Origin of the sequence: Runella sp. (assembly GCF_027484545.1) — a bacterium.
GTDB lineage: Bacteria > Bacteroidota > Bacteroidia > Cytophagales > Spirosomataceae > Runella.
Genome location: NZ_JAIXST010000258.1, coordinates 1 through 25,459 on the forward strand (window position 1 = coordinate 1; position 25,459 = coordinate 25,459).

At 41.6% G+C, this 25,459-nt stretch carries 19 protein-coding genes; 9 read left to right on the plus strand and 10 right to left on the minus strand.

The annotated features are described in order from the left end of the window. Positions 1-3,214 (minus strand): sacsin N-terminal ATP-binding-like domain-containing protein (locus tag Q0081_RS23370; RefSeq protein ID WP_298359414.1); only part of this gene is annotated, 3,214 nt, incomplete at its 3' end. Positions 3,215-3,589: 375 nt separating this feature from the next. Here Q0081_RS23370 and Q0081_RS23375 point away from each other — a divergent pair. Together Q0081_RS23375 and Q0081_RS23380 are read left to right on the plus strand one after the other, a co-directional pair. Further along, complete coding sequence (locus tag Q0081_RS23375; protein WP_298359417.1) at positions 3,590-3,985, plus strand: dihydrofolate reductase family protein; 396 nt, start codon at positions 3,590-3,592, stop codon at positions 3,983-3,985. Further along, complete coding sequence (locus tag Q0081_RS23380; protein ID WP_298359420.1) at positions 3,921-4,136, plus strand: dihydrofolate reductase family protein; 216 nt, start codon at positions 3,921-3,923, stop codon at positions 4,134-4,136. Before Q0081_RS23375 ends, Q0081_RS23380 begins: the two co-directional genes overlap by 65 nt. Before the next feature lie 73 nt (positions 4,137-4,209). Here Q0081_RS23380 and Q0081_RS23385 read toward each other — a convergent pair whose 3' ends face one another. The 5 genes from Q0081_RS23385 to Q0081_RS23405 all read right to left on the minus strand — a co-directional run bounded on the left by Q0081_RS23385 (position 4,210) and on the right by Q0081_RS23405 (position 9,811). Beyond that, the gene (locus Q0081_RS23385) at positions 4,210-5,067 is read right to left on the minus strand and encodes a xanthine dehydrogenase family protein subunit M (RefSeq protein ID WP_298359423.1); all 858 of its coding nucleotides are present in this window, start codon (positions 5,065-5,067) and stop codon (positions 4,210-4,212) included. Positions 5,068-5,160: 93 nt separating this feature from the next. Then, the gene (locus tag Q0081_RS23390) at positions 5,161-7,527 is read right to left on the minus strand and encodes a xanthine dehydrogenase family protein molybdopterin-binding subunit (protein WP_298359426.1); all 2,367 of its coding nucleotides are present in this window, start codon (positions 7,525-7,527) and stop codon (positions 5,161-5,163) included. A 115-nt stretch (positions 7,528-7,642) separates the two neighbouring features. Continuing rightward, complete coding sequence (locus tag Q0081_RS23395) at positions 7,643-8,119, minus strand: (2Fe-2S)-binding protein (protein ID WP_298359429.1); 477 nt, start codon at positions 8,117-8,119, stop codon at positions 7,643-7,645. A 133-nt stretch (positions 8,120-8,252) separates the two neighbouring features. Then, complete coding sequence (locus Q0081_RS23400) at positions 8,253-8,699, minus strand: CoxG family protein (protein ID WP_298359432.1); 447 nt, start codon at positions 8,697-8,699, stop codon at positions 8,253-8,255. 194 nt (positions 8,700-8,893) lie between these two features. Further along, positions 8,894-9,811 carry an AraC family transcriptional regulator gene (locus Q0081_RS23405; RefSeq protein WP_298359435.1) on the minus strand — a complete coding sequence of 306 codons (918 nt, stop codon included), beginning with the start codon at positions 9,809-9,811 and terminating at the stop codon, positions 8,894-8,896. Between the two features lie 99 nt (positions 9,812-9,910). On the opposite strand from Q0081_RS23405, the gene Q0081_RS23410 reads away from it, so the two are divergent. Beyond that, positions 9,911-11,977, plus strand: a complete 2,067-nt coding sequence (locus tag Q0081_RS23410; RefSeq protein ID WP_298359438.1) for a TonB-dependent receptor — start codon at positions 9,911-9,913, stop codon at positions 11,975-11,977. 499 nt (positions 11,978-12,476) lie between these two features. Here the strand turns inward: Q0081_RS23410 and Q0081_RS23415 are convergent, their stop codons facing one another. The 3 genes from Q0081_RS23415 to Q0081_RS23425 form a co-directional block, all read right to left on the minus strand. After that, positions 12,477-13,064 carry a hypothetical protein gene (locus Q0081_RS23415; RefSeq protein ID WP_298359441.1) on the minus strand — a complete coding sequence of 196 codons (588 nt, stop codon included), beginning with the start codon at positions 13,062-13,064 and terminating at the stop codon, positions 12,477-12,479. Positions 13,065-13,091: 27 nt separating this feature from the next. Then, positions 13,092-13,850, minus strand: coding sequence for a hypothetical protein (locus Q0081_RS23420; RefSeq protein ID WP_298359444.1), 759 nt, complete (start codon positions 13,848-13,850; stop codon positions 13,092-13,094). A gap of 276 nt (positions 13,851-14,126) precedes the next feature. Next, positions 14,127-14,531: a hypothetical protein gene (locus Q0081_RS23425; RefSeq protein WP_298359447.1), complete on the minus strand. Its 405-nt coding sequence runs from the start codon at positions 14,529-14,531 to the stop codon at positions 14,127-14,129. A gap of 315 nt (positions 14,532-14,846) precedes the next feature. Between Q0081_RS23425 and Q0081_RS23430 the strand changes: the two genes are divergently transcribed. From Q0081_RS23430 to Q0081_RS23455, 6 genes are all read left to right on the plus strand, one after another. Continuing rightward, positions 14,847-18,059, plus strand: coding sequence for a DUF1553 domain-containing protein (locus Q0081_RS23430; protein ID WP_298359450.1), 3,213 nt, complete (start codon positions 14,847-14,849; stop codon positions 18,057-18,059). Positions 18,060-18,064: 5 nt separating this feature from the next. Continuing rightward, the gene (locus tag Q0081_RS23435) at positions 18,065-19,534 is read left to right on the plus strand and encodes a DUF1501 domain-containing protein (protein WP_298359453.1); all 1,470 of its coding nucleotides are present in this window, start codon (positions 18,065-18,067) and stop codon (positions 19,532-19,534) included. A gap of 32 nt (positions 19,535-19,566) precedes the next feature. Next, complete coding sequence (locus Q0081_RS23440) at positions 19,567-20,214, plus strand: alpha/beta hydrolase (protein WP_298359456.1); 648 nt, start codon at positions 19,567-19,569, stop codon at positions 20,212-20,214. Between the two features lie 404 nt (positions 20,215-20,618). Next, entirely contained in the window at positions 20,619-21,170 is a 552-nt protein-coding gene (locus Q0081_RS23445) for an AraC family transcriptional regulator (protein WP_298359459.1), read from the plus strand. Positions 21,171-21,256: 86 nt separating this feature from the next. Continuing rightward, entirely contained in the window at positions 21,257-21,433 is a 177-nt protein-coding gene (locus tag Q0081_RS23450) for a hypothetical protein (protein ID WP_298359462.1), read from the plus strand. 46 nt (positions 21,434-21,479) lie between these two features. Continuing rightward, a complete protein-coding gene (locus tag Q0081_RS23455; protein WP_298359465.1) occupies positions 21,480-24,737 on the plus strand; it encodes a C25 family cysteine peptidase in 3,258 nt (1,085 codons plus the stop codon). Here the strand turns inward: Q0081_RS23455 and Q0081_RS23460 are convergent. Further along, positions 24,734-25,435: a hypothetical protein gene (locus Q0081_RS23460; protein ID WP_298359467.1), complete on the minus strand. Its 702-nt coding sequence runs from the start codon at positions 25,433-25,435 to the stop codon at positions 24,734-24,736. The two genes, Q0081_RS23455 and Q0081_RS23460, sit on opposite strands and share 4 nt — an antisense overlap. Positions 25,436-25,459: the final 24 nt, after the last annotated feature.

Genomic DNA, 25,459 nt, shown 5'->3' on the forward strand with positions numbered 1-25,459 from the left:
ATAACCTGTCGAGCAAATCAATTACTGGTGTAAAGTTGATTTCAACTTTAAATATGTTTGAAAGTCGTGATAGCGTATTGCTTGACAAGGGTTCGCGGCAATAAATCAATAAATCTTGCCCTTTTTTAGAAACGCCCTCAACCGTTATATTTTCTCTTTTGCCACCTGCAAAAACAAGCGAAACTTTAAAATCGTCTGCATTTTCAACTTCAGGCGATATGTAACTACTCGCACCACAAAGTAAAAAGTATTTATTGTCTGTTTTGTAGGGTTTAATTTCTTGAAACGAAATTGATTTTTGTTTCTGTGTGTCTTGTTTTTCCCCATATGTTGTAAGCAACTGCAAATATGCCTTGAACCAATCGTAGGAATATCTTAGGCTATTATTGATGTTTTCAGCTAAATCAACTCTGCTTTTTTTGATTTCAAGTTGTTTTTTTAAATCTTCAATTCCTTTGGCAAATTCTTCGTCAAAGTTTATTTCGGACTTATTTTCAATTTCTTGACTTTCGTTTTTCTTGTCTTTTTGTTTAGGTGTAAACTCATTTTGTAAGTCGTCTAAATCTTTGATAGTCTTTTCAATTTTTGATAATTTAGGAGGTGAATCAACTGAATCATTTGAATTTTCATTTTTAGGACGAGTTGAATTATTACTATTTTTTCTTGTTTTATACTCATCTAACAGCTTTTTTGCAAATTCCGCTTCTTCTTCACTTTCAAATTTAGAGGCAATTCTTTCGGTCTCAGTTAATACAACGGTTGGCTTAAAGGCTAATATGCGTTCTAATTCTACATTGATTTCGTAACCGTCAGCTAATTGGCTTATGCAGATCTCACTTGGTGCTACAAATTCTCGGTTTTTATTTAAAAGCCATTTTCTTTCTTTTAAAATCTTTCCAAAATTTTCTGAATATTGAACGGTTTTGGTAGAGTGGTTATAATCTTGACGAGTTGATTTTTCTATGGTTCCTAAAATACAATTACTATGTATTTTGACGATTTTGTTCCAAATAAATTTGCTATTATCAAAATTAATATTAGGTAATACTTCTTCAAGACCATCTACGACAATATCCTTATCAAATCCATTTATTCCTCTTACGTGCCATCCGTGAGAAGCTGAGAATATTACATAGTTGTTCCAATAAGTTTCTTTTCGTTTAACTCTTACTTTCTCACTTACGCCCAATTTCAACAAAAATTCTTTCAAAATTTGTTGTTCCTTTCCGTCTGTTATAAAACCGTGATAAGCTTCTAAATCAACAAATTTGGTGTCAGGCTTTGTTTCAAAATACTTTTCTAAATCTGATGTTGGATAATAAATGTCTCTTGCTTCACCTCTAAATCTTGTTTCATCATCATTTGTTTTGTAAAGAATAAATGATTTATCCCTTATAAGATTTATAAAATCCTCTGGTCGTCCTTCTTCTTTCCAATATTTAAAAAATAGTTCAAAATGAGGTTGTGTGTCAATTCCTTCATCTGTGTCATATAATGGGAATATATGATTGTAAATTTCATCTTTTAAACTTGGTTTTTTGATACCGAATTTTTCAATAAATTCTTTTGTTTTTTTATTTTTTAGTAATTCAGGGTCAATGGTTTTGTAAGTTGAATTTAATTCGTCTAATGGCAAAAATAAAATTCCGTGTAACTCTTTTCCATTTTGTTCAAATGCAGGAATTGCATTTTCTTGTGTATCTTTGAAAATAGGTTTTGTTTTGAATTTGTCTTGGTATGATTTTCTTTCCGACAAGTACTCGTAAAACGTATGAAGCCATTCATTTGATTGGTTTTTAATAAAATTACTTGTTACTAAGTCAGCAATTTTGTTCTCAAAGTCCATATTTGCTTTTATCAAATTGGGTTCTTTTTTGTCCCAAGACCTTTCAGAACCACCGTCAATATAATCTGTAATTTCTTTGTCCTTTGTTCTACCGATTGTTGAGAAAACCCACTTTGCATTTTGATTTTTGACTAATTCTGCAAGTTGTTCGTTAGTGAACAAGTTTGCCAAATCAGGCGAATCAGCCCAATATGCGTTTGGCTTATTAGCAAAAGTTTCGCCTTTTGCGGGTAGTATTTCTTCGGTTTGTAGTTTCTCTTTTATTGTAGTATAAAATTGAGAGAAAAAATTATCATTTCCATATTTTATATTTCTGTATGGTATTGTTTCGAAAATGTCATCGGTTATCAAGTTTAATTCCTTGAGAATAATTAAACTATCGGCAGCCAGTTTTGAAAGCAGCTTAACCATTGATGAATTATGTTCTTTAGAACGGTGTATTCCTTCTCGACTGTCAGTTAGCAAGAATGGTGCGTGAAGTATAAAATTTAAGTTGGTTGTTTCCTTTGTGGGAAAAAAGCAAAATGCAGAAAATTGTTTTGGTGTTAGTTTGTCTTTTTCGTCAAGAAAATAGCCAATAGAATAAGTGTGAATTTCTTCTGTAGAACGAGTAAATAGATATAGATTTTCTTTGGTTTGGTTTAGTCCAATTTGTTGATAGAGTTCAATTATTTCGTAAGTGATGTCGTTAGCTTGTTTTTGTTTGCTACTTTTTTTAGTGTATTCGCCTGTTCCAGCTTCTGCTTTCCATACTACTTCTTGTAAGCTGGATAAAAATAAAGTGGGGAAAACCAATTTTTTCAACTTTTCTAAAATGTCTGAATGTGCTTTTTGTGCGGACATTTCAGGTTTATTGAAAGGAAAATAAAAAGCAGTTTCATCCGTTTGTCTATCCGCCAAATCATTTTCCAATTTTACGGGAATAATAAACCTTTCGATTTTAAATTGAAAATTAGGGTCGTATATATGTGGTGTTTCGGTGTATTGAAAAACAGCTTTAAAACCAACTCCAAATTTTCCGATTGATGATTCTGTTTTGTTGCTGTTGGCAATGGCTGTAATTGAGTTAATGTGTCCGAGTGTGTTATTTTCTTTGTCTTGGTCTTCCGTGTCGGGATTGGAAACGCTAAAAAGTATTTTTCCGTTGTGTTTAAAGTATAAACCTTGAGTAGTTAATTGAAATGAAGATTTTGTTGCTTTTGCGTCATTTGCATTTTGTAAAAGTTCGTAAATAAAATGGGCTTGGTCGCTGTATTTTTCTACAACGCTGTTTTTAATTCCACGCATTGAAGGTTTTTCAAGCATTGTAGCACTTTCTTCTCTGTCTTTTGCAAGTTTGTCAAACCAATGTTGTTGTTGCTCTGTCATTGCTTTTCGCTATTATTTTCGGTTCTTTTACCTTGGTCGGTGGTGTCGTCATAAACTTACGGCTAACTCTCCATTATACGAAAATTATGCAATAGTTTTTGTATTCACTTTAACTATTACAAGTTTTTATTGTATTTATAAGATAGTAATTTTTGTAGGGTTGATGGCTATTCTTTTCATTATTCCCCAAAATAACACACCAAAGCAGTACCAAAACAAGAAACAGGCAACTCAAAAGAATTGCCTGTACAATGTTATAAAAGAGGGGTGCGAAAACCAAACGGGGAGTGGTTTCTGGGGTTATAAATTTATCAAACGGTAAAAATCAATGCGCTATCAGAAGAAAATCTGAATAATCCAAAAGTAAAATTGCAAATGCAGGTAAGTATCGACGGCTTTGTAGCAGGGCCCAACGGAGAAATGGATTGGATGACTTGGAATTGGGACGACGAACTGAAAGAATATGTCCAAAAGCTAACTGAGCCCGTGGATTGTATCATCCTCGGCCGTGTGTTGGTCCAAGGATTTATCCCTCACTGGACGGCGGCAGCAAAGAATCCCGAAAGCGACTCTTTTACCCACAAAATGGTGGATACTCCCAAAGTAGTTTTTTCAAAAACGTTGACTTCTTCCGAATGGGAAAATACGGTGTTGGCTGAAGGGACGATTGAGCAAGCAGTAATTGATTTGAAAAGTAGCGAAGGAAATGACATCATCGTGTACGGGGGGCGGCAACTTTGTTTCAAATTTGATAAAACACATTTTAATTGATGAATACCACCTGTTTATTAACCCAGCGGCTATCGGCAGCGGAATACCCATTTTTCAGGGATTAAAAGAAAAACTGCCCTTGAAATTAATAAAAAGTACCGGGTTTAGCTGCGGCATTACGGTGCTCTGCTACGAGCCAGACCGAAAATAATCAACGCTATAAAGAGAAACGGGCAGTCATTTGACCGCCCGTCTAACAATTTAAACAAACAAACAGGAATTTTTTACAATTCGCAAGCAGCGACCAAAGCACGTTTGGCATACACTTTTGCCAAATGTTTCCGATAGACTTTGGAAGCGTAGTGGTCTTCGTTGATGTCTATTCCTTCGGCAGCACCGGCCACTGCGGCTTCGATGGTTTCGAGCGTTGCGGCCTTGCCTAGGAGCGCAGTACTTACGGCTTCATCCAAAAATGCTCCTTCTCCGCTCACGCCGTTGAACGCAACTTTTGCTTCTGAAATAACACCGTCAGTAATCACAACAGCCACCGCACATCCTACGATAGCAAAGCGGGATGCCGGTTGCAAAAACTTCTGATAAGAGCTATTAGCTCCTGCAACAGGATTAGGAATATGAATTTCAGTTACAATTTCTCCTTCTTCCAATGCCGTACTGAAAAAGCCAGTAAAGAAATCGGCGGCGGCAATTTCGCGCGTCCCTCCTGCTCCTTCTACTTTGACAGTTGCATTCAGTGCCAACAGCACGCCCGGCCAATCTGCCGAAGGGTCTGCGTGGGCAATGCTTCCGCCCAACGTACCCATATTACGAACTTGAGTATCACCAATCAATTCTCCGGCTTCAACCATGGCCAGAAAACGGCTTTGGATATCGGCGTTTGAAATAATGTCGTTGTGTGTACTGGCCGCACCAATGGCGACAGCGCCATCGCCGGCTGTGATAAACCGTAGCTCAGCAATGCGCGCAATATCAATCAACAGTGAAGGGCTGTTGAGGCGCAACTTCATGGCAGGAATCAGGCTGTGGCCTCCTGCCAAAATTTTAGCGTCGGGATTCTCAGCCAGCAGGCTTATCGCCTCACTCACCGAACCCGCGCGTTTATAGTCAACTGCTTGTGGTATCATTTTTTAATTTGTGAATTAGTGAATGAATGTCGAGTTCAAAATGCAGAGTGTCGAATGTTGAAAACTTGACACTCTGTATTTTGAACTCGAAACTTATGATTGCATTGCGGTCCAGACTCTTTCGGGTGTCATCGGCATACGCACATCTTTGACCTTGTGTCCACCTGACCAGAGCGCATCAACCACGGCATTAACAACGGCCGGAGTAGACCCGATACAGCCGGCTTCACCTGCTCCTTTTACTCCCAGAGGGTTATGCGGGCAAGGTGTTACCTGACGGTCAAGTTCAAACATTGGAAAATCGTCCGCGCGCGGCATGGCATAATCCATGTAGGAAGCATTAATGATTTGACCGGTACTGTCAAACTCAATTCCTTCCAACAACGCCTGTCCAATACCCTGAGCCAATCCACCGTGAATCTGTCCGTCAACAATCATCGGATTAATCACATTCCCCACATCATCCACCGCAATGAAGCGTTTCACTTTGGTCGCTCCCGTTTCTTTATCCACTTCCACTACGGCAATGTGGCAGCCAAACGGATAGGTAAAGTTGGTAGGATCGTAGAAACTGCTGAAATCAAGCCCCGGTTCAAGGTTGGCAGGATACACGTGAGGCACGTAGGCAGTCAGAGCTATATCGCCAAAAGTCAGCGATTTATCTGTACCTTTTACCGTAAACTTACCATCCGCAAACTCAATATCGTCCGGTGAACATTCTAATTTATGAGCCGCAATTTTTGCACCTTTTTCAATGATTTTATCCAAGCTTTTCACAATGGCACTTCCACCCACTGCCAAAGAGCGCGAGCCGTACGTACCCATCCCAAAAGCAACGGATTCAGTATCTCCGTGGTGGATTTCTACATTTTCCATCGGAATCCCCAAACGGTCGGCCACAATTTGAGCAAAAGTCGTTTCGTGACCCTGACCGTGCGAATGCGCTCCGGTAAATACACTGACAGAACCAGTAGGTTGAACCCGAACCTGTCCCACTTCAAACAACCCTGCCCGTGCGCCCAACGAACCTACCACCGCCGACGGAGCAATTCCGCAAGCTTCGATGTACGTTGAAAAGCCTACGCCCAGTAATTTATTCGTTTTCGCAGCTTCGGCCTGCTCTTTTCTGAAATCTTCGTAACCCAACATTTCGAGCCCCCGCGCCAATACGCCGTGATAGTTACCACTGTCATACTGCAAAGCCACGTTGGTTTGGTAGCCCGGTTGGGTCACCCCGTCAAAAGGAGCAATGAAGTTTTTGAGGCGCAATTCCGTGGGGTCTATTCCCATTTCGAGCGCTGCCAAATCAATCAAGCGTTCTAGCAAAAAAGTGGCTTCGGGCCGTCCTGCTCCGCGATAGGCGTCCACCGCCGTTGTATTGGTAAATACGCAGGTCATGTCCAAGTGAATCTTGGGCGTGGTATAAAGTCCCTGTAATAAAGTGCCGTGGAGATAAGTCGGAACAGCCGTTGAGAAAGTGGAAAGATAAGCTCCTAAGTTTGCAAACGTTTTGATTCGCAATCCTACGATTTTGCCTTCTGTATCAAAACCCATTTCAGCAAATGTCACGTGGTCGCGACCATGTGCATCGGTCAAAAAGGCTTCTGAACGCGTCTCCGTCCATTTTACGGGACGGCCAGTTTTTTTAGCCGCCAACGTAACGAGCGCTTCTTCGGTGTAGTGATAAATTTTACTTCCAAAACCGCCACCTACGTCAGGACCCACGACGCGCACCTTATGCTCGGGCAATCCCAGCACAAACGCACACATTAACAGACGAATCAAGTGAGGGTTTTGGGTAGAAGTATAAAGGGTATAACGGTCATACACGTTATCGTAATGTCCAATGTAGCTGCGCGGCTCCATGGCGTTGGGCGACAGGCGTTGATTGACAAAATCCAACGAAGTAATGTGCGCGGCACTGGCCATTGCTTCATCCACTTCGGCTTTAGGGTTTCCGATTTCCCAGTCAAAACAAATATTGTTAGGAACACTGTCGTGTACCTGCGGAGCACCTGCCTCAACGGCTTTTGATGCATCAGTTACGGCAGGAAGTACCTCATAGTCAACAATTATCGCTTCGGCTGCATCCTGAGCTATTTCGCGGCTTTCGGCCACCACCAAAGCTACCGCATCTCCTACGTGACGAACTTTGTCTTTGACCAACAAAGGGTGCGGCGGCTCTTTCATGATATCGCCGTTTTTGAAATTGACCTGCCAACCGCAAGGTACGCCATAGTGGCCTACTTCTTCGCCCGTCATGATGGTCACCACGCCTTTCATAGCGGCGGCTTCCGAGGTGTCAATGCTTTTGATATTTGCGTGCGCGTACGGGCTGCGCAATATGTAGGCGTAGGTCATTCCTGGCAACACGATGTCGTCGGTATAACGGCCATGGCCCGTGATAAAACGCTTATCTTCAACGCGTTTTATAGATTTTCCAATGAATTTATTGCTCATGATATTTAGCCCCCCAGCCCCCGATGGGGGAGTTTAAAAAAATTGACTCTAAGTGGAGATTTTAGAGATATGACAAATTTGTTTAAATAAAAAACAAAAGTTCCCCCATCGGGGGTTAGGGGGCCGCCGTTTCCAGCTGTCCCGATGCGCTTTGTATGGCTCTCACGATATTATGGTAGCCTGTGCAGCGACAGATGTTGCCTTCGAGAGCCTCTCTGATTTCCTGTTCGGAAGGAGTTGAGTTGTGTTCGAGCAAATCAGCCGCACACATGATCATACCGGGCGTACAGAAGCCGCACTGCAACCCGTGCTCTTCTTTGAAACCTACCTGCAACGGATGAAGCTCGCCCTCAGGAGCGAGTCCTTCAATGGTAGTAATGCTGGAGCCATCGGCTTGAGCCGCAAGCAGCGAGCAGGATTTTACGGATTTCCCGTCTAAATGAATGGTACACGCTCCGCAGCTGCTGGTATCGCAGCCTACGTGCGTGCCCGTCAGACCGAGTACATCGCGCAGATAATGCACCAATAGCAAGCGGCCTTCTACCTCATGCGAGTAGGAAGTTCCGTTTACAGTTACTGAAATTTTTGGCATAATTAGCTAAAGGTTAAGTGCTTACGCACAAGTTGTTGAAAAAGCCCCCTAACCGCAGCGGCGGACCGCCCCAATGGGGGATTAAAGGAAATAAAAGTTTATTGTTAAATAAGTTGTTATCAACTCCAAATTGTTAACTGTTAACTGTTAACTCTTCCTCAAAATTCTTAAAGAATTGTTTGGTCAGGCTTCCTGCTACACCGCTCATTACGCGGTTTCCGGTACGGGCCAAAAGCCCCGACATATCGGCACTTCCTTCAAAAGACAATTCTGTTTGAGTATCGTTAAGTGATTTGAGAACCATCCGAATACTGGCATCAACGTTGCCTATTTTGCTGTTTTGCTGTACTTTAAGTGTAAAACTTTCGGGAGGAACGGGATCTGCAACCTCGGCTTTCCCTTCAAACTTGCCGCATACCGGACCAATTTTAACTTCGGCAATAGCCTTATAAATTCCTTCGCTTTCTAAATCCAAACGCGAAATCCCCGGCGTCACTTTGGCCAAGATGTCGGGGGTCATGAGCATATCCCAAATTTTTTGGGCGGGGGCATTGAGCGTATGGCTTCCGGTTAGTTCCATGTTCTATTTTGAGGTGGTAAATTTATAAAAATTATTCAAATAATAATATTTCAAAACTACAACAATCCCCCTTCACCGCTTTGCACAATTATCTAAAAAAAGAGAACTATCCTATCAAAAGGAAGAAAGTGAGGATACACTTCCCTGCTACTTAGCTCAATGAACTCGAAAAAGTCATGTGAATAAACAAAGTATCAAAATTTTACGATTTTCTTTCGATAATTCGCTGGGGTGTCACCCGTTGTTTTTTTGAAGACTTTCAGGAAATAATTGAGGTTGTTGTAACCGCACGCAAAACAAATGTCGGATATACTGTAAATAGTATTATTCAACAATTTCATTGACAGCTGAATACGCTGTTGATTAATGTATTCGACGGGGGTAACGCCATACTGTTGTTTAAAACAGCGGAAGAAGTTAGGCTCACTCATACAGGCTTTGTCAGCCAGTTCACGAATAGTGAGATTTCGGTGAATATTTTCCTGTACATACTTGACCGCGTAAGCAAGGCGATTGGTATTGGCCAGTTGTTGCAGGTTGGTCGTCAATGCCATTCGTGCTTTGGTTTGCATGAGCCGCACGATGAGTTCCTGCAATACGAGATTGGCAAAATAGTCTTTGGCAGTGTTGTTTTCAGTAAAAATGTAGATCAATCTCTCAATCAGTTGATGAATTGCCTTTTCGTTGGTAAAATAAAAATTATCGTTCGTAAATTGCCACCCCGCTTGGTTGTCTACCAAAGGGGCTCGCTCGTTGAGGGTTTCAACTAAGGCTCGGATTTTTGCGGGGGAAATAGCCAAAGCCAAACATTGCGTTGGGTTTTGGCTAGTGGCCTCGGGAAAGTCGATTTTCATAGTTTGATGTGCAGGTACAATGACCGACTCACCCGGAAAAAAATCAAAAGAGGGCGCATTGGATAAGTGCATCACCTTTTTACCTCGTATCATGCTCGCCAACACGGGATTACCGAACGTAAGTTCTACATTTTTGGCTGCTTGGTGGGTCTCGTAGATATTCAGTTCCGCGCTGTCAAGGGTGTAAGTCGTACGATTTTCGACAATTAATTCTAACTTTCTTGACTGAAGATGGGTTGAAATATCGAAAGCGTTCATGAAGCAGGTAAGGTTATTAAAAATCAGATCATCTATTCACACTACTATTAGAGAAATCCCGACAATTTTATGACTTTTTCTATACAAAACCAACGTACAATGCCTATTAAAAGTATAAAAGTAAGATTAGGTTTACTTTCTATTATTGTCCTGACCGGTACAATGAAAACGTTGGGTCAAGCCAATGACACTTTGCTCATCCGTCAACTCGCTCCCGTTACCGTAAGCGCTACCCGCCTCGAAATCAACGAAAAACGTTTACCGGCTGCTTTGACCGTTTTGGGCGGTGGTCGCATCCAAATTGGGCAACCGCAATTGTCGTTGTTTGAATCCTTGGGGGGGGTTGCAGGCTTATTTGCTCAAAATCCCGACAATTTCAGCCAAGATCTCCGCATTTCCATTCGTGGTTTCGGAGCTCGCGCGGCGTTTGGTATTCGCGGTATTCGTCTGGTGATTGATGGTATTCCGGAATCAACTCCCGACGGCCAAGCTGACGTAGACAATCTGGACATGGGAGCGATGCGCCGTTTGGAAGTAATGCGCGGCCCTTCTTCGGGACTATTTGGGAATGCTGCGGGAGGAATTTTAAATTTTCAGACGGAAAATGCCAACGAAATGTCATTGCTGGAAGGCCAGGTTACGGTAGGGTCCTACGGATTACGAAGCTATCGCTTTAAAACGGGTGTTCAAAAAAAGAAGTTTCAATACGTTTTTATCGCTACCCGCAATCAATCAGAGGGGTATCGAGCACTAAGTCACATGGAAAGCACGATTTTGAACTTAAAACTCCGTTATGATTTTGATTCCCTCACTCGAATTTCAATTTTGGCCAATTACGGCAACAGCCCCGTAGCCGACGACCCGGGCGGACTTACTTTACAGCAAGCCACAGAAAATCGCCGCCAAGCGCACCCCAATAATATGCGTTTTTTGGCGGGAGAATCAGTCGCTCAAGGACGCGTGGGGATTACCTTTGAGAAAACGATGGGAAAGCATTTGATTTTTGCCCGGGCTTTTGGGACCAAACGCGATTTTGCCAACTATCTGGCATTTCAAGCCGCTGGGGCCGGAACCATCAATCGAACCTTTGCGGGAGCCAGTTTTCAGTACCAGTTTTCCCAAAAATTTGATTTGATTGGTTATCGTTTTCGCTTGGGCATGGATGTAGAATCTCAAGGCGACACCCGACGACGCTTCGATAACTTGATTGGAGAACGCGGCAAACTGACGTTTGATCAATTGGAGTCGTTTAAAAACATAGCCGCCTACGTTACTCAGGAACTGACCTATCAAAAAGTAACGATGTTGGTCGGTCTTCGTTCGGATGCCATTCGTTTACACGCCACAGATTATTTTCTGACCGACGGTGACCAATCCGGAAAGCGGCAGTTCAGTCGGTTGAACCCAAGTGTCGGAATTTCGTTGGAAGCATCCTCTAAAGTCAATATTTATACCAATCTCGGAACAAGTTTTGAAACGCCGACCATGAGCGAACTTTCCAATAATCCTACGGGAACGGGCGGTTTTAATCCTGACTTAAATCCTCAACAGGCCGTGAACTACGAAATCGGGGCTAAGACGTACTTTAGTCAACGACTGCGTACTGACGTTGCCCTTTTTGATGTAGAAGTAAAAGACGAACTCGTGCCTTATCAAATCACCGGGCAAGCCGGACGAGTATTTTACCGAAACGCCGGACGTTCGCGCCGGCAGGGAGTTGAGTTGAGTTTGAATGCCGTTTTGGCCAAAGGTTTGACTTTGTTTTCCAATTATACGTACTCTGATTTTCGCTACCGCGAATACCAAACGACCACGGGAAAATTTGACGGGAATGTACTTCCCGGCATTCCAAAACACGCTGCTCAGGCTGAGTTACGGTATTTTACCCCCGTTGGCATATTTGCCATTGCTCAGGTACGTCACGCGAGTCTGCTCTATGCCGATGACGCCAACGCCGTGACAGCCAATGGCTACACAGTGGTGAACTTACGGGTAGGCGGGCAAAAAACGTGGGGAAGAATGCATATAGAACCGTTTATCGGCGTTAACAATTTATTGGATGCCGCTTATTTTCAGAATGTGCAAATCAACGCAAGTGCCAATCGTTATTTCGAACCCTCGCAGGGAAGATTTTGGTTTGGCGGCGTGAAGGTAGGAATCAAGTAAAAATTCTTGAAACAGTTTTAAACTTTCATGGTTAAAAAGTATCTAACAACTGGTTTGCAAAAACCTTACAGTCCGCCGTTAAAATAGATTTATATCAATAATCTCTTTGCAAACTTTTAAGGTTTCAGTATATCGGCCATGAAAACAAAGTTCTTTTTTGACGCTTGATTGCTTGGTTTTGTCGCTTTAAGTACATAAAATTAGAATGTTCGACATAAATTTGTGCATCTGAAACGAGCTGCTAAATGAGTCGCAAACATCCGTAAGGAGTAAAAAATCGTATATAAGACAAGAGTTCACACAAGAAAAAAGAGCAACTATTTTCAGGGAACTTTTAAAGGCAGTATATTTGTTATTTAATTGTTATGACAACTGAGGTTGTGACACAATTTGGAAACAGAAACTTACGTTAAGTAAAATATTTTTAAAATGGCTGTATGGGTTGGACAAGCCTCGACTTTTAGTTGAGGCTTGTTTTTTGTCACTACCTCAAGGTTCTCTATTTCCTGACGCCTTTCACCGGCACTGCTTTAAACTCCTTATCAAAGGAATACACTTCCGTATATTTTCCATCATTCACATCCGACATAAACAGCGTCAGCGTGTCTTTTTTGAGAACCGCCTCCACCTGATAATTGCCTTCGGCATTGTCGTAATAGACTTCTTTGGCATTCAGAACTTTGTGGTTTTTATCAAATAAACACAACCAAACGGTATTCTCATTTTCGTATTCGCGGGCAATGAGGTACATTTTATGCGAAGGCGTATCAAGTACTCTGTCTATTAAATGATATTTGTAGTCATTGGCAAAGTTTTCATCAAGGGCCGTTTCCACCTTAAATCTCTCTATTTCATTTTTGGTCAAAACAGGCAATTTGTTTAACCGATTGTTTTCAATTAAATTACTGAATGTCAAGGAGAAAGACTTTATTTTTGGCTCATTACTTACCACTTCTTTTGGGGTAGACACTGCTACTTCTTTACTCGGCTCAACGGGTTTCTTTTGTTCCTCTGCGGGTTTGCATCCAAAAGCAAGGAGTAATAGAAACGCTGACAACAATTGGGCTTTATTCAATTTTTGATTCATGGCTGTTATGGAATTTTTCTAACGGGTCTAAACAATTTTTCTGAGTTTGAGAAGCGTTGATTGGATGGCACGTTCTCCTTTTATATCTTGCTGAGGTGCTTCCAATTTAAAAATAGTCAGTTGTTTGGTAGTTTTATCAAAGCTCCAAACGGCATATTCGAATTCCTTTCGGTTGTTTTCAAGCATAATCACATTACCTGCCTCCAATGGTTCCGACATACAATCTCCTGAGAAACAAACAGAAAACTTGCTGAAGTTGGGCAGACCTTTAATAGCCCCATTTTCTGCAAACGTTATCATTTTAGATTGCTTGTCAGACGCATTGATAACTTCATAGTTGCCGGCGATTGTGGATTTGTTCAATCCATACTCAAACCCTTCAAAAACAGAGGTTTTGGCAAAGGCGGCTGGTGATTTGCTGCCCGTAAAATCCTGCTCCAACGCCACAAAAGAAGTATCGGACGAAACCAACAAGACCAAATCCCGCAATACACCCTGATGTTGGTACGCCTTCTTGACGAAACAGGTATCGTGTTTGATTTCGTACTTCAGCGCATATTCTTCAAATCCATTTTTAACCAATACACTGTCAGGTTTATCAAAAACCAACTCGTCGGTACAGTAAAAAGGAATGGCGCTCAGAAGCGTATCAGAAGAATGATTCAGGTAGGATTGATTAATGAAGGTTCCCTTTAAGGCAATTGATTTTTTCTCATCATTTACCAAACATGCCTTCAATCCAGTGGAAACCAATAGTGAAATGAGTAGGTACTTTATCTTTTTCATAGCTGCTAAATCGTCTTGATACTTATAACGATTAAATTGACGCAGCAAAGATGCTGAAAAGTAAAAAAGGATTAAAGTAATGGTTTCTCAGGCGTAGAAAAACCAAAGTGAATCGCGAAGAGAAGCGATTAAACCGTTGGAGCAGTGTAAAGTAAAAGGGCAAGGGGCAAATAAGCGAAGGGCAAAAGTTCAATGAATAGCGTCTTTTGGGGGTTGCTTTGCAAAAGACAAAATTAAGCAAAGGGCAAAAGTCGGACTGTTGCACGGCTAATCAGATTACTTTTTGAGTTTTGAGGCTTCGTACATACCATTCCCAAAAACCAGAATCAGGATAAGGGGCATCAAAAGTGCGCCCGTTTTAAAGCCAGAGCCCGTCATGGCATACGAGCCTGCGGAGAATTTGAAGTAAGTGTTTATGAGCAGCCCTACAGAGACTAAGGTCAAAAGGCCCAATACTAAAAGCGCGGTTTGTCGGCTCGTTTTCTTCATAAAAATGGCAATGGAAACTGCCACAAGTGTGGTCAATCCCACCGTTGCCAAGGCGCGCGGGAAGGTTCTGATCATATCGTATTTGAAAAACAAAATACCTAATTTTCCCAGCAAATTTGGATGCGCTAACAACCAGGCATCAATGACAACTAAAACAAGAATGATAAAATAGAAAGAAGGGTTCTGTTTCATTTCGTTTCGGCGATATGTGTATATTTGGGGCAAATATAATCCATTTTATGCAAGAACATCACCTTTCTGTGACCCGTACGGCACGATATTTTACGCTTGGTTCACTCGATACAACTACTCGGCAGGTTTGGTTGGTCCTCCACGGTTACGGTCAATGAGCGCAATTTTTTATCCGAAAATTTGAAATTCTTAATGATAGGCATGTCTTGGACTTATGGTACGTAAGAGACTTGCAATAAAATTATTTTTAGACAAAAATATCATCAATTAGTACTGTAAATTTGATGCAAGATTTAAAACTCAAAATATAGACGGATGAAATCGGTGACCTATTGCCTAATTGGCCTATTCATGCTGTTGTTTTCTTCTTGCGGGTACGACATGCCCGAGGATGTAAAATTGGCTTATGAAAAACTGCCAGAAGAAATAGATTTCAATTTTGATGTCAAGCCCATTTTGTCAGATAAATGCTTTGCATGTCATGGTCCCGACAGCAAAAAAAGAGAGAAAAAAGTTCGATTAGACATGGAAGAAGAAGCTTTTCAAGCCTTGGGGAAAGACAAAAGCTACCATGCCATTGTTCGCGGTAACGTAGCAAAAAGCGTGGCCGTCGCGCGCATCCTTTCTGAAGATCCAGAAACAGTAATGCCCACGCCAAACTCTCATCTCAAATTAACAGCGGCAGAAAAGGCGATTATCATTAAATGGATAGAACAAGGTGCCAAATATGAAAAACATTGGTCGTTTATTAAACCCGAAAAAAGAGAACTCCCCGAAATAAAAAATAAGAATTGGGCTAAGACCCCCATTGACTATTATGTTTTAGAGAAGTTAGAATCAAAGAAAATTGAGCCCGCGGCACAAGCAACCAAAGAAACGTTGATTAGAAGAGTTAGTTTTGATTTACGCGGATTGCCCCCTACTTTATCTGAAATTGACCAGTATTTAGCCGATAAAGCACCTGATGCCTACGAAAAAATGATTGACCGCTTCTTAGCCTCCAAATCATACGGGGAGCGTATGGCTGCCGATTGGCTGGATGTGTCTCGCTATACCGATAGCGATGGTTACTTAGATGACAAGCACCGAGATTTCAGTCCTTGGAGAGATTGGGTAATCAAGGCATTTAATCAAAATATGAGTTACCAGCAGTTTATAACTTGGCAGCTTGCTGGCGATTTAGTAAAACACAGAACCACCGAAAGTGTCCTTGCCACTGCATTCAATCGCTTGCACCGAAAAAACTCAGAGGCGGGTATTATCTACGAAGAATTCAGAACGGAATATGTAGCAGACCGGACACTGACACTCGGAAAGGCTTTTATGGGACTGTCCGTAGAATGTGCCAGATGCCATGACCATAAGTACGACCCCATTTCTCAAAAGGATTATTTTCGGCTGTTTGGTTTCTTCAATAGTACGTACGAGTTGGGTAGTGCGGTTTATGGTCCAGATCAAGCCCCAGGCCCCTCCCTCTTATTGACAACACCCAAAAAAGACTCAATCATCACCTTTATTAAATCCAAGATTTCAAAATTAGAAGAACAACTAAATCAAATTGCGTTAAAGTATAATACAATAGAAGGAACCGAAGCGGTCAAGAAACACCTTAATACAGAAATGCAGCATAGTTTGATTGCTCATTATTCCTTCGACCAAATCAAACACAAGAAGGAGAAAGAGTATTTATCACCCGAAGCCAATAATAAAACAAAGCCCCTCGCGATCAAAGAACCAAAAATTCAAAAAGGCAGAAAAGGGTCGGCTTTGTTTTTGAATGAATTTACAACGGTGGTGTTGCCAGAGAAATTAGGCTGGTATGAACATACTGTTCCTTTTTCTACCAGTCTCTCTATTTTTCCAGACACCTTATATCCCGACGTAAATATTTTTTCTCATGCCGAAGATATAAGATTGGGTCTCAAAGGATATTCTTTGTTTTTAGAAAACAACAAACTCAAGTTTATCATGGCTCACTCTTGGCCACAAAATGCCATTCATGTGACGACCAAGAAACCAGTTGCCATCAAAAAATGGACAGAGGTCACCATCACTTATGACGGTTCGGGCCGCGCAGATGGGGTTCACATTTATACCAATGGTGTTCCAGCAGAAGTGGAAGTGATTGGAGAACGTGTTTATAAATCCATTCTATATAGGAAGGACATTCATACTTATGGCTTTGCAGGGCTGCAGTTAGGGGTAAAAGGGCAGATAATCACCTTCGAAAATGGTGGTTTAGACGAATTGAAATTATTTAACAAAGAACTATCGGCCTTGGAAGCCTTGCATCTTTTTGATGAAAAAATGAGCTATGATGCTATTAGTAGAAATCAATCGCTGGTGGCTAAGCATTTTGCTTTGCAAAGAAAAATGAAAGCCCCCCTGTTTATCGTCACGAAACAATGGCGCGATAGCTTAAATAAGGTATTGGATGATACTCCCGAAATCATGGTGATGGGAGATTTGCCCAAACCAAGAAAAACGTTCGTACTCAATCGAGGAATGTATGATGCCCCCACCGACGAAGTACTACCAACCGCACTGGAATCTGTTTTACCTTTTGATAAATCGTTGCCAAGAAATAGATTAGGGCTTACCCACTGGCTTTTTGATGCCAACAACCCACTGACTGCACGGGTAATTGTCAACAGAATATGGGCCATGCACTTTGGGCAAGGTATCGTAAAAACGCCAGACGATTTTGGAAGCCAAGGAGGCTTGCCTTCTCATCCTGAACTTTTGGATTATCTCGCCATTTCATTTGTAGAATCGGGATGGGACATCAAAAAACTCCACAAAATAATTCTACTGTCGGCCACTTATCAACAAAGTTCTGTCATACGCCCCAGCATCTATGAAATAGACCCCACCAACGATTTATTGGCCAGAGGTCCAAGTTTCCGCCTTTCGGCAGAAATGCTCCGCGACAATGCACTTGCAGTAAGTGGGCTTTTAGTGGATAAATTGGGTGGGAAGAGTGTTTATCCTTACCAACCCGCTGGACTTTGGGACGAAATTTCTAATAAACCCTGGCGATATCCCTACCTCCAAGAACCTGGCGAAGGGCTTTATCGTAGAAGTATTTATACTGTTTGGAAAAGAACCTCTCCGCCTCCTTCCATGATGATTTTTGACGCACCAGATCGTAGTTTTTGTACAGTGGGGCGGCGATCTACGAGTACGCCATTACAAGCTTTGGTACTGCTGAATGACCCCCAAATGATAGAAGCGGCCAGAGTCATGGCAGAGAAAATGAATAAAAAAGAAAGTAGCCCTATTGTACGACTCACCACTGCTTTCAGAACTTTATTGGGAAGACTACCTGATGAGAAAGAAAAAAAGATGCTGACTACTTTTTATCAACAGCAAAAGACCAAATATGCAAAACGAAAAGCGGATGCCATTGCCTATTTGGATACGGGAGAGTTGCCCCGTGATACCTCACTTGACCCTGCCGAAACAGCCGCTTTAGCTTTTGTCATCAATGGCCTCATGAACACCTCTGAAGGATACTCAAGAAACTAATAACAATGGGAAACTTAAATGAACAAATAGCCTTGATGGAATCCCGAAGAGGATTCCTAAAAACCGCCTCTTTAGGATTTGGCTCATTGGCGTTGGGAAGTTTGCTCAATTCCTCATCGTCTATGGCGGCCGGGGCGATTAGCAAGCCTACCCAAACTGCATTAAATGGGGTATTGGGCAGTAGGCATTTTCCCAGCAAAGCCAAAAGGGTAATTTATTTATTCCAAAGTGGTGGGCCGTCACAGTTGGAATCATACGACTACAAACCTATATTGGCCAAATGGCACGGTCAAGAAATTCCCGCTTCTATCAAAAGTACACAGCGCAATTCGGGCATGGTGGCGGGTCAGTCCAGTTTTCCGCTGGTACAATCCATTTATGATTTCAAACAATATGGCCACGCTGGCGCATGGGTTTCAGAGTTATTCCCTTATACTGCAAGCATTGTGGACGATTTGTGCATTATCAATTCCATGTACACAGAGGCCATCAATCACGAGCCTGCGGTTATGATGATGCAAACAGGCTCTCAACAAGGTGGACGTCCGTCTATTGGTTCATGGTTGAGCTATGGCCTTGGTACTGACAATGAGAATTTACCCAGTTTTGTGGTAATGATTTCTAAAGCGGGCGGAGCACAGCCTCTTACCTCAGCCGCTTGGGGTAATGGCTTTCTACCTTCTCATCACCAAGGAGTGCAGTTTAGGTCGGGTAGCGAACCTGTTTTATACCTAAAAAACCCGTATGGTGTACACGAAACAGATAGAAGAGAGCATATTGACTTTATCAAAGGCATGAACGAGCATCAATTCGATGTATGGGGCGACCCTGAAATTCACTCAAAAATCAGCCAATATGAAATGGCATACAAGATGCAAGCTTCTGTTCCTGACGCGGTTTCTACCAAAGATGAACCCGACTATATCTATAAAATGTATGGCGAAGATGCCCGTACTCCTGGCACTTATGCCGCCAATTGTCTTCAAGCCAGAAAATTAGCCGAAAAAGATGTGAAGTTTATCCAACTCTACCACATGGGCTGGGATCATCATGGCGGCTTGCCCTCTGGCATGAAATCACAGGCAAAAATAACAGACCAAGCCAATGCCGCCTTAATTCTTGATTTGAAACAAAGGGGATTACTTGATGATACCTTAGTTGTATGGGGTGGTGAGTTTGGCCGTACCAGTTTCTCGCAAGGAAGATTAACTCCGACAGATTATGGCCGAGACCATCATCCAGGTTGCTTCACCATGTGGATGGCAGGTGCAGGGATAAAGACAGGGATGGTCTATGGCAAAACCGATGATTTTAGTTACAATGTTGTGCAAAATAAAGTACACGTACACGATTTTCAGGCTACTTTAATGCACCTGCTTGGCATAGACCACGAGCAACTAACTTTCAAGCACCAAGGCAGAAGATTCCGCTTGACTGACGTAGCAGGGCATGTGGTAAAAGATATATTATCCTAATCTATGCAATGACAAGCACACTCCTCGATATTATGCAAGAACATCACCTTTCTGTGGCCCGCACGGCACGATATTTTACGCTTGGTTCACTCGATACAACTACTCGGCAGGTTTGGTTTGTCCTCCACGGTTATGGTCAATTGGCGCAATTTTTTATCCGAAAATTTGAAATTCTTAACGATGGGCATACCTTCATTGTGGCCCCCGAAGCCCTCTCCCGATTCTATTTGGAAGGAGTGACGGGACGCGTGGGGGCTTCGTGGATGACTCGCGAAGAACGTCCACAGGAAATTGCTGATTACGTAGCTTATTTGAATCAACTTTACGATACTGTTCTGGAAGGGCAGGACTTTTCCAAAATACAAATCAATGTGTTAGGGTTTTCACAGGGCAATGCAACGGTGTTGAGATGGCTCAACAATGATCATGTTCATTGCGACCACCTCGTGATTTGGGCTGGCTTTTTTGCCAATGGAATTGCCGATGTCATTGACCCAGTTAAATTGGCTAACGTTCCAACAACATTAGCTTATGGTACAATGGATGAATATTTGGTACAGATAGACTTAGAAAAATACGGGGCTGATATTCAGGCCGCAATTCCGCATTTGCAGATTGTTACTTTTGATGGAAAGCATACAGTTGATGCCGAAACTTTGAAAAAAATAGCGTTCAACTAAGTGAATATCGGCAAAAATTCGCTCCTTTTTTATCTTCCAAATACACTTTAAACACCATTTTATCCTTTTAATAAACTTTACAATTAAACTCATCAATCCCATTTTTTGAAAATCTACTGGTGTACAATTTATAAGTTAATTGATCGCTATTTATTTCGATGCCTTTTCTGCCAATTTTATTCCTGTTCAAAGTGAATTATAAATGTTCATTAAGCGTTTAAAATAATAGAGATAAAATCAACGTAATCTTTGCGTTTCTCTCTCACATTTGGGCATCAAAACCTAATTTATGTACCTAATCTATAGTGCATGTTACATTTGCCTTTATTCTAACAATTAAAAAACAGATAACTAGATAGCTATTCTATCTACTTTGGTGTTTTGCTTTGTTTATAAACTTGCTTATGAAACTATATATCAAATACATGGTTAGCCTTCGATGCAAGTTGATGGTAAAGGAAGAATTAAAAAAGCTTAAAATCCGTTTTGATGCGGTTGATTTGGGAATAGTTGAAATTCGATGTGAAATCACTTTAGAACAGCGAGAGATGCTGAAGGAAAATCTGCTGAAGTCGGGATTGGAACTGCTGGATAACAAAAAAACTATCCTGATTGAAAAGATAAAAAATGTAATAGTTGAAATGGTTCATTATCTGGATGAATTACCCAATATGAATTATTCCGATTACGTCAGTGAAAAATTAGGATATGATTACACCTACCTTTCTAACCTATTTTCAGAGGTTAAAGGCATTACTCTTCAGCAATTTATTATCATTCATAAAATTGAACGCGTCAAAGAATTATTATTGTATGACGAAATGAATCTTACAGAGATTGCTTACAAACTTCATTACAGCAGCGTAGCGCATTTATCCAACCAATTTAAGAAAGTAACCGGGCTTTCTCCTACTTTTTATAAGGAGTTAAAACAAAAGCGTGCGAGTAATCTGTGAAATATGTAAGATTTCATCGCAAAAGTGTAATGCTCTCCCACTGAAATGTTATCATCTTTGTCTTGTTCTTTAACGATAATAAAATAATGATCACTCTCCAACAACAATACACTGAAATGTTTAAAATCACTGGCAATTGGGCTATTATGGCACAACAGCTGAAAGAAAAATTTGCTCTGTTGAAGGACGGTGAACAAAAATCAGAATTAGGAAGAGAAAATGACCTAATCAGACGAATAGAAATAAGATTGAAAAAAGCGTGAAATGGTAATCAATAATACAGCGTAACGAGATTGAAATTAGTTAGGCATGAAAAAAGGAGTGCTTTGGGCGTTGTTTTTCGTTTATACACTACCTTTAGATGCTCAAAATCTATTTGGTAACGAATGGATTAGGGCCAATCAGAAGTATTTGAAAATATCTATTAATCAAACTGGCATTTATCGCATAAATTATCAGGATATTAAAAAGGCAGATGCCGCTTTTCTGCAAACCAATCCCATACATTGGCAATTATTCTTCAGAGGAAAGGAAATAGCCATCCGAATTGTGAATTTACAAAACGGTATTTTCGGCGAGCAAGACTATATTGAATATTACGGCGAAGCCAACGATGGAAGTCAGGATTCGCTACTATATAGGCCACAAAAGCGACTCCATCCCTATCAAACGCTGTTTTCGGATGTCTCTGCCTATTTCTTAACCATGAATTCTGCTTCAACTGGCAAACGCATACCTGAACTGAATACATCAACACAAGGGCTTACGCCCGAAAAGTTTCACATCGAAGAAACCGTTCAGTCTTTCACTTCCGACTACAGTTTTAATAATCTCAAAGGTATTGAACCCACCCTTCAGCAAAGTTATTTTGAGCCAGGCGAAGGGTGGACGGGAAAATTACTAACGGCAGATTCCATCGGAATTGTTCAATTCAACTTAGTGAATCAGGCAATAACCGATTGGCCCATCAAACTGGAAGGAATGGTCAACGGTCGCGATAATTTGTTCCATTCGATTCAGTTACAGTTGGATACTAACCCTCAAACTGCGTTGGCTCCCTTGAATTTTTGGGGCTTTACGAGTCAAACTTTTCAGGCTATCATCCACAAAGATGCCGTTCACAATCAGCAAATTACTCTTCGTTTTAAGCCTAAAAAAATCAACGGTACCAATAACTTTTCAATCACTTACGTAAAACTCTCGTATCCGCAGGCATTTGACATGATTGGGCAAACAACTAAGGTATTTCACCTGCCCACTAAGTCTCAACAGTCAGCTCTGCTCTCCATACAGAATGTGCCTCCTAAAGCAGTAGCCTATGACATTACCGACAAAACCAATTGCCGATTTTTAAACGCAGAAGTTCGCGACGGTCAAACTCAGGTAGTTATCAATGAAACAACCCGCAATCGAGACATTCTGCTCACCAATCAATTGCTAAAACCGCTTGACATCCACCCGGTTTGGTTTCCATTGAATTTTTCGTCCTCCGTTGATTATTTGATTGTTACCCATGCTTCGCTTAAACAATCAGCCATGGCTTATGCAGATTACCGGACTTCTTCTGCGGGAGGTGGGAACAAAGTTTTGGTTGTGGAAACTGACTCCCTGTACGATGAATTCAATTACGGTGAACGAAATCCGCTGGCACTGAGGCGTTTCGCAGACTATATGCTGTCTGCAACGGCTGTCAAAAATTTACTGCTGATTGGTAAAGCGTGCAGTTATCCCTACTTCATTAAAACCGCTGCCGATGATTTAGTACCAACCATTGGGTATCCGGGTTCAGATATTTTACTGACTGCGGGCTTAAAAGGTTTTTCTGCCAACACACCAGCAATTCCCACAGGAAGGCTCAACGTAACCACTAACGAACAGGTTTTGGCCTATTTGGCAAAAGTCAGGCAATTGGAAAGCACAATTTCCAACGGTTTGTGGCGTAAACACATCGTACACATTAGCGGGGGAAAAACTCAGGAAGAAGCGCAAAGTTTGCAGGCAACCATGAAAAACTTGGGCGATGTATTTATGAATGGTTTTCTGGGAGGCAAAGTCACTTCATTCAGCAAAAGCAACCCGTACGAAAAGGTAGAGCCTGTTGACATTTCGTCGGTTGTCAATGAGGGTGTCAGTCTGATTACCTTTTTTGGCCATGCCGGGCCCTCCATTACGGATATGAATTTTGGATTTGCTTCACCGCCACAAAACGGATTTCGCAACTCATTGTACCCACTCATGATTTTTAACGGCTGCGGAGTCGGCGAGATTTTTTCCCGTTTCAATACCCTGTCTACCGATTGGTTATTGGCTTCCGAAAAAGGAGCAGCACTGGTACTTGCCCACTCCTATTATAGCTATGAAGAACCGACAAGTCGTTATCTAACAAAGCTTTACAATGATTTATTTGCAAATTCAACGACCCTTGGTCTTTCGCTCGGTCAACTACAACAGCAACTAAACGAGCGCCTTGAAAAAGAGGGCGTTACCCTTTTTGATGTAGCGGTGCTGTTGCAAATGGTTCTTCAAGGCGACCCGGCGCTGAGCCCATATCCATTACCGCATCCTGACTTCGCTGTCGGACAAAAAGGAATTTACCTTCAGTCATCGGTCACGGGCAGCACGCTCAAAAACAGTGATTCGCTTCGACTTATTATTCCAATGGCCAATTTGGGAAAATTTGTACCGAATCAACCGGTTTCGTTATTGCTCAAAACGACAAGTAAAGTATCCACCAATAAAGTCATTCCTTTCAAAGCCTTTCGTTACCGCGATACGCTGTTTTATACACTACCCAAAGATGTAAGTTTGCAAAAAATAGAAGTAGTCATTGACCCTGACAATCAAGTCGTTGAGTTAAGTAAAACAAATAATTCGGCAACCCTGCTGATGGATTGGACTCAGGCGACAGGCAGCAGTTACCCAGCCAATATACTGCCGGATTTAGTCAGCCCCGTATTGAGCGTTTTTATTAACGGAGCATTGAAAGAAAATCCCGTCCTTGTTGATAGAAAACCGAAGTTAGCTATTTATTTGGTTGATGAAAACCCGTTATTATCCAATGATTTAAGCGCGGTTGAGGTGTTTTTAGTTGCTTGCAGCACATGCAGCCCGGAGAAAATAGCCCCTCAATTGCTCACCATTACTTCTGTTTCAAGCAATCAACTGCAAATTACTACTCAATTAGACCTGAAAGAAGGCAGCACATATCAACTCATTATTTTTGGAAAAGATGCAGCCGGCAATCGAACTCGCGTACCTTACACCCTCACTCTCAATGTAGTAGACGCTAATGAGTCCATTACGTTTGAGGCTTACCCAAACCCGGCGATTTCGTACGTTAAATTTGAACTGAATCTGAATGTAAGAGAGTTGCCCACCGAATCTCGATTCACCATTTATAATTTGTTGGGAATACCCGTTTTCGACGATATTTTTCCCCTCTCAACGGGCAAAAACACTTTTTTGTGGCAAGCCAAAGCACCGGGACATTACTTCTACCAATTACGACTCGTCGGGAAAGACGGTCAGGCAGAAACTCATACCGGGAAACTTATCTGGCTGTATTAAGGCAAACGATTAGAGACGATTAACTCCCATTTCAGTTTTGTCCCCGACTCAATAATGCCTTTGCCAATGCAATAAGGTGACGATTGACAAAAGGCAAGTGCGGCATTTTCACGGTACACTAAGCCAATGTTGGGGGCATAAATTCGTAGGTATCTCGATTGATTGACCAACGTGGAATCATTGGCTCCAACTACTGAAATTGTGTTAGTGAACCCAAGCTTACCCACTGTAAATGATTGACCCGGATTTCGATAGCGAAGCAACGTATCGGGGTTAGTATTGTACACATTTGTATTCCAAGAGGCAGTCAGTGCAATGGGAAAAGCCAGCTTAACTTTAAGTACGTTATTTTCCTGACTGACAACTTCCGAAAGGCTTTTATAAACAGTATGAAAGCCGGTAAGTTTCCAGGCTGCCTGTTCCGTTTGCCGCACAGACTCTTCTACCAGAAAATACAATTGCCCGTTTTGGAAGTAAGAACTACTGATTCTTTCCTGAAATTGGTAGACGTTTTTGATGGATGAATTGGTCGACACATACTTTTCCGACATAACCTGATATACCCAATAATCTCCCACTTGCAAAGGAAAATAAGCCATGTCTTCGAGAGTAGGCTCATTTGATTTTTGTTGACAGCTTTCACTCATTCCGAGTAAAAGCAAAAGGAAAACAACTCGAAAAATGCGTTTCTTAACCATAGTCAACTAATTGATAGACAGCTA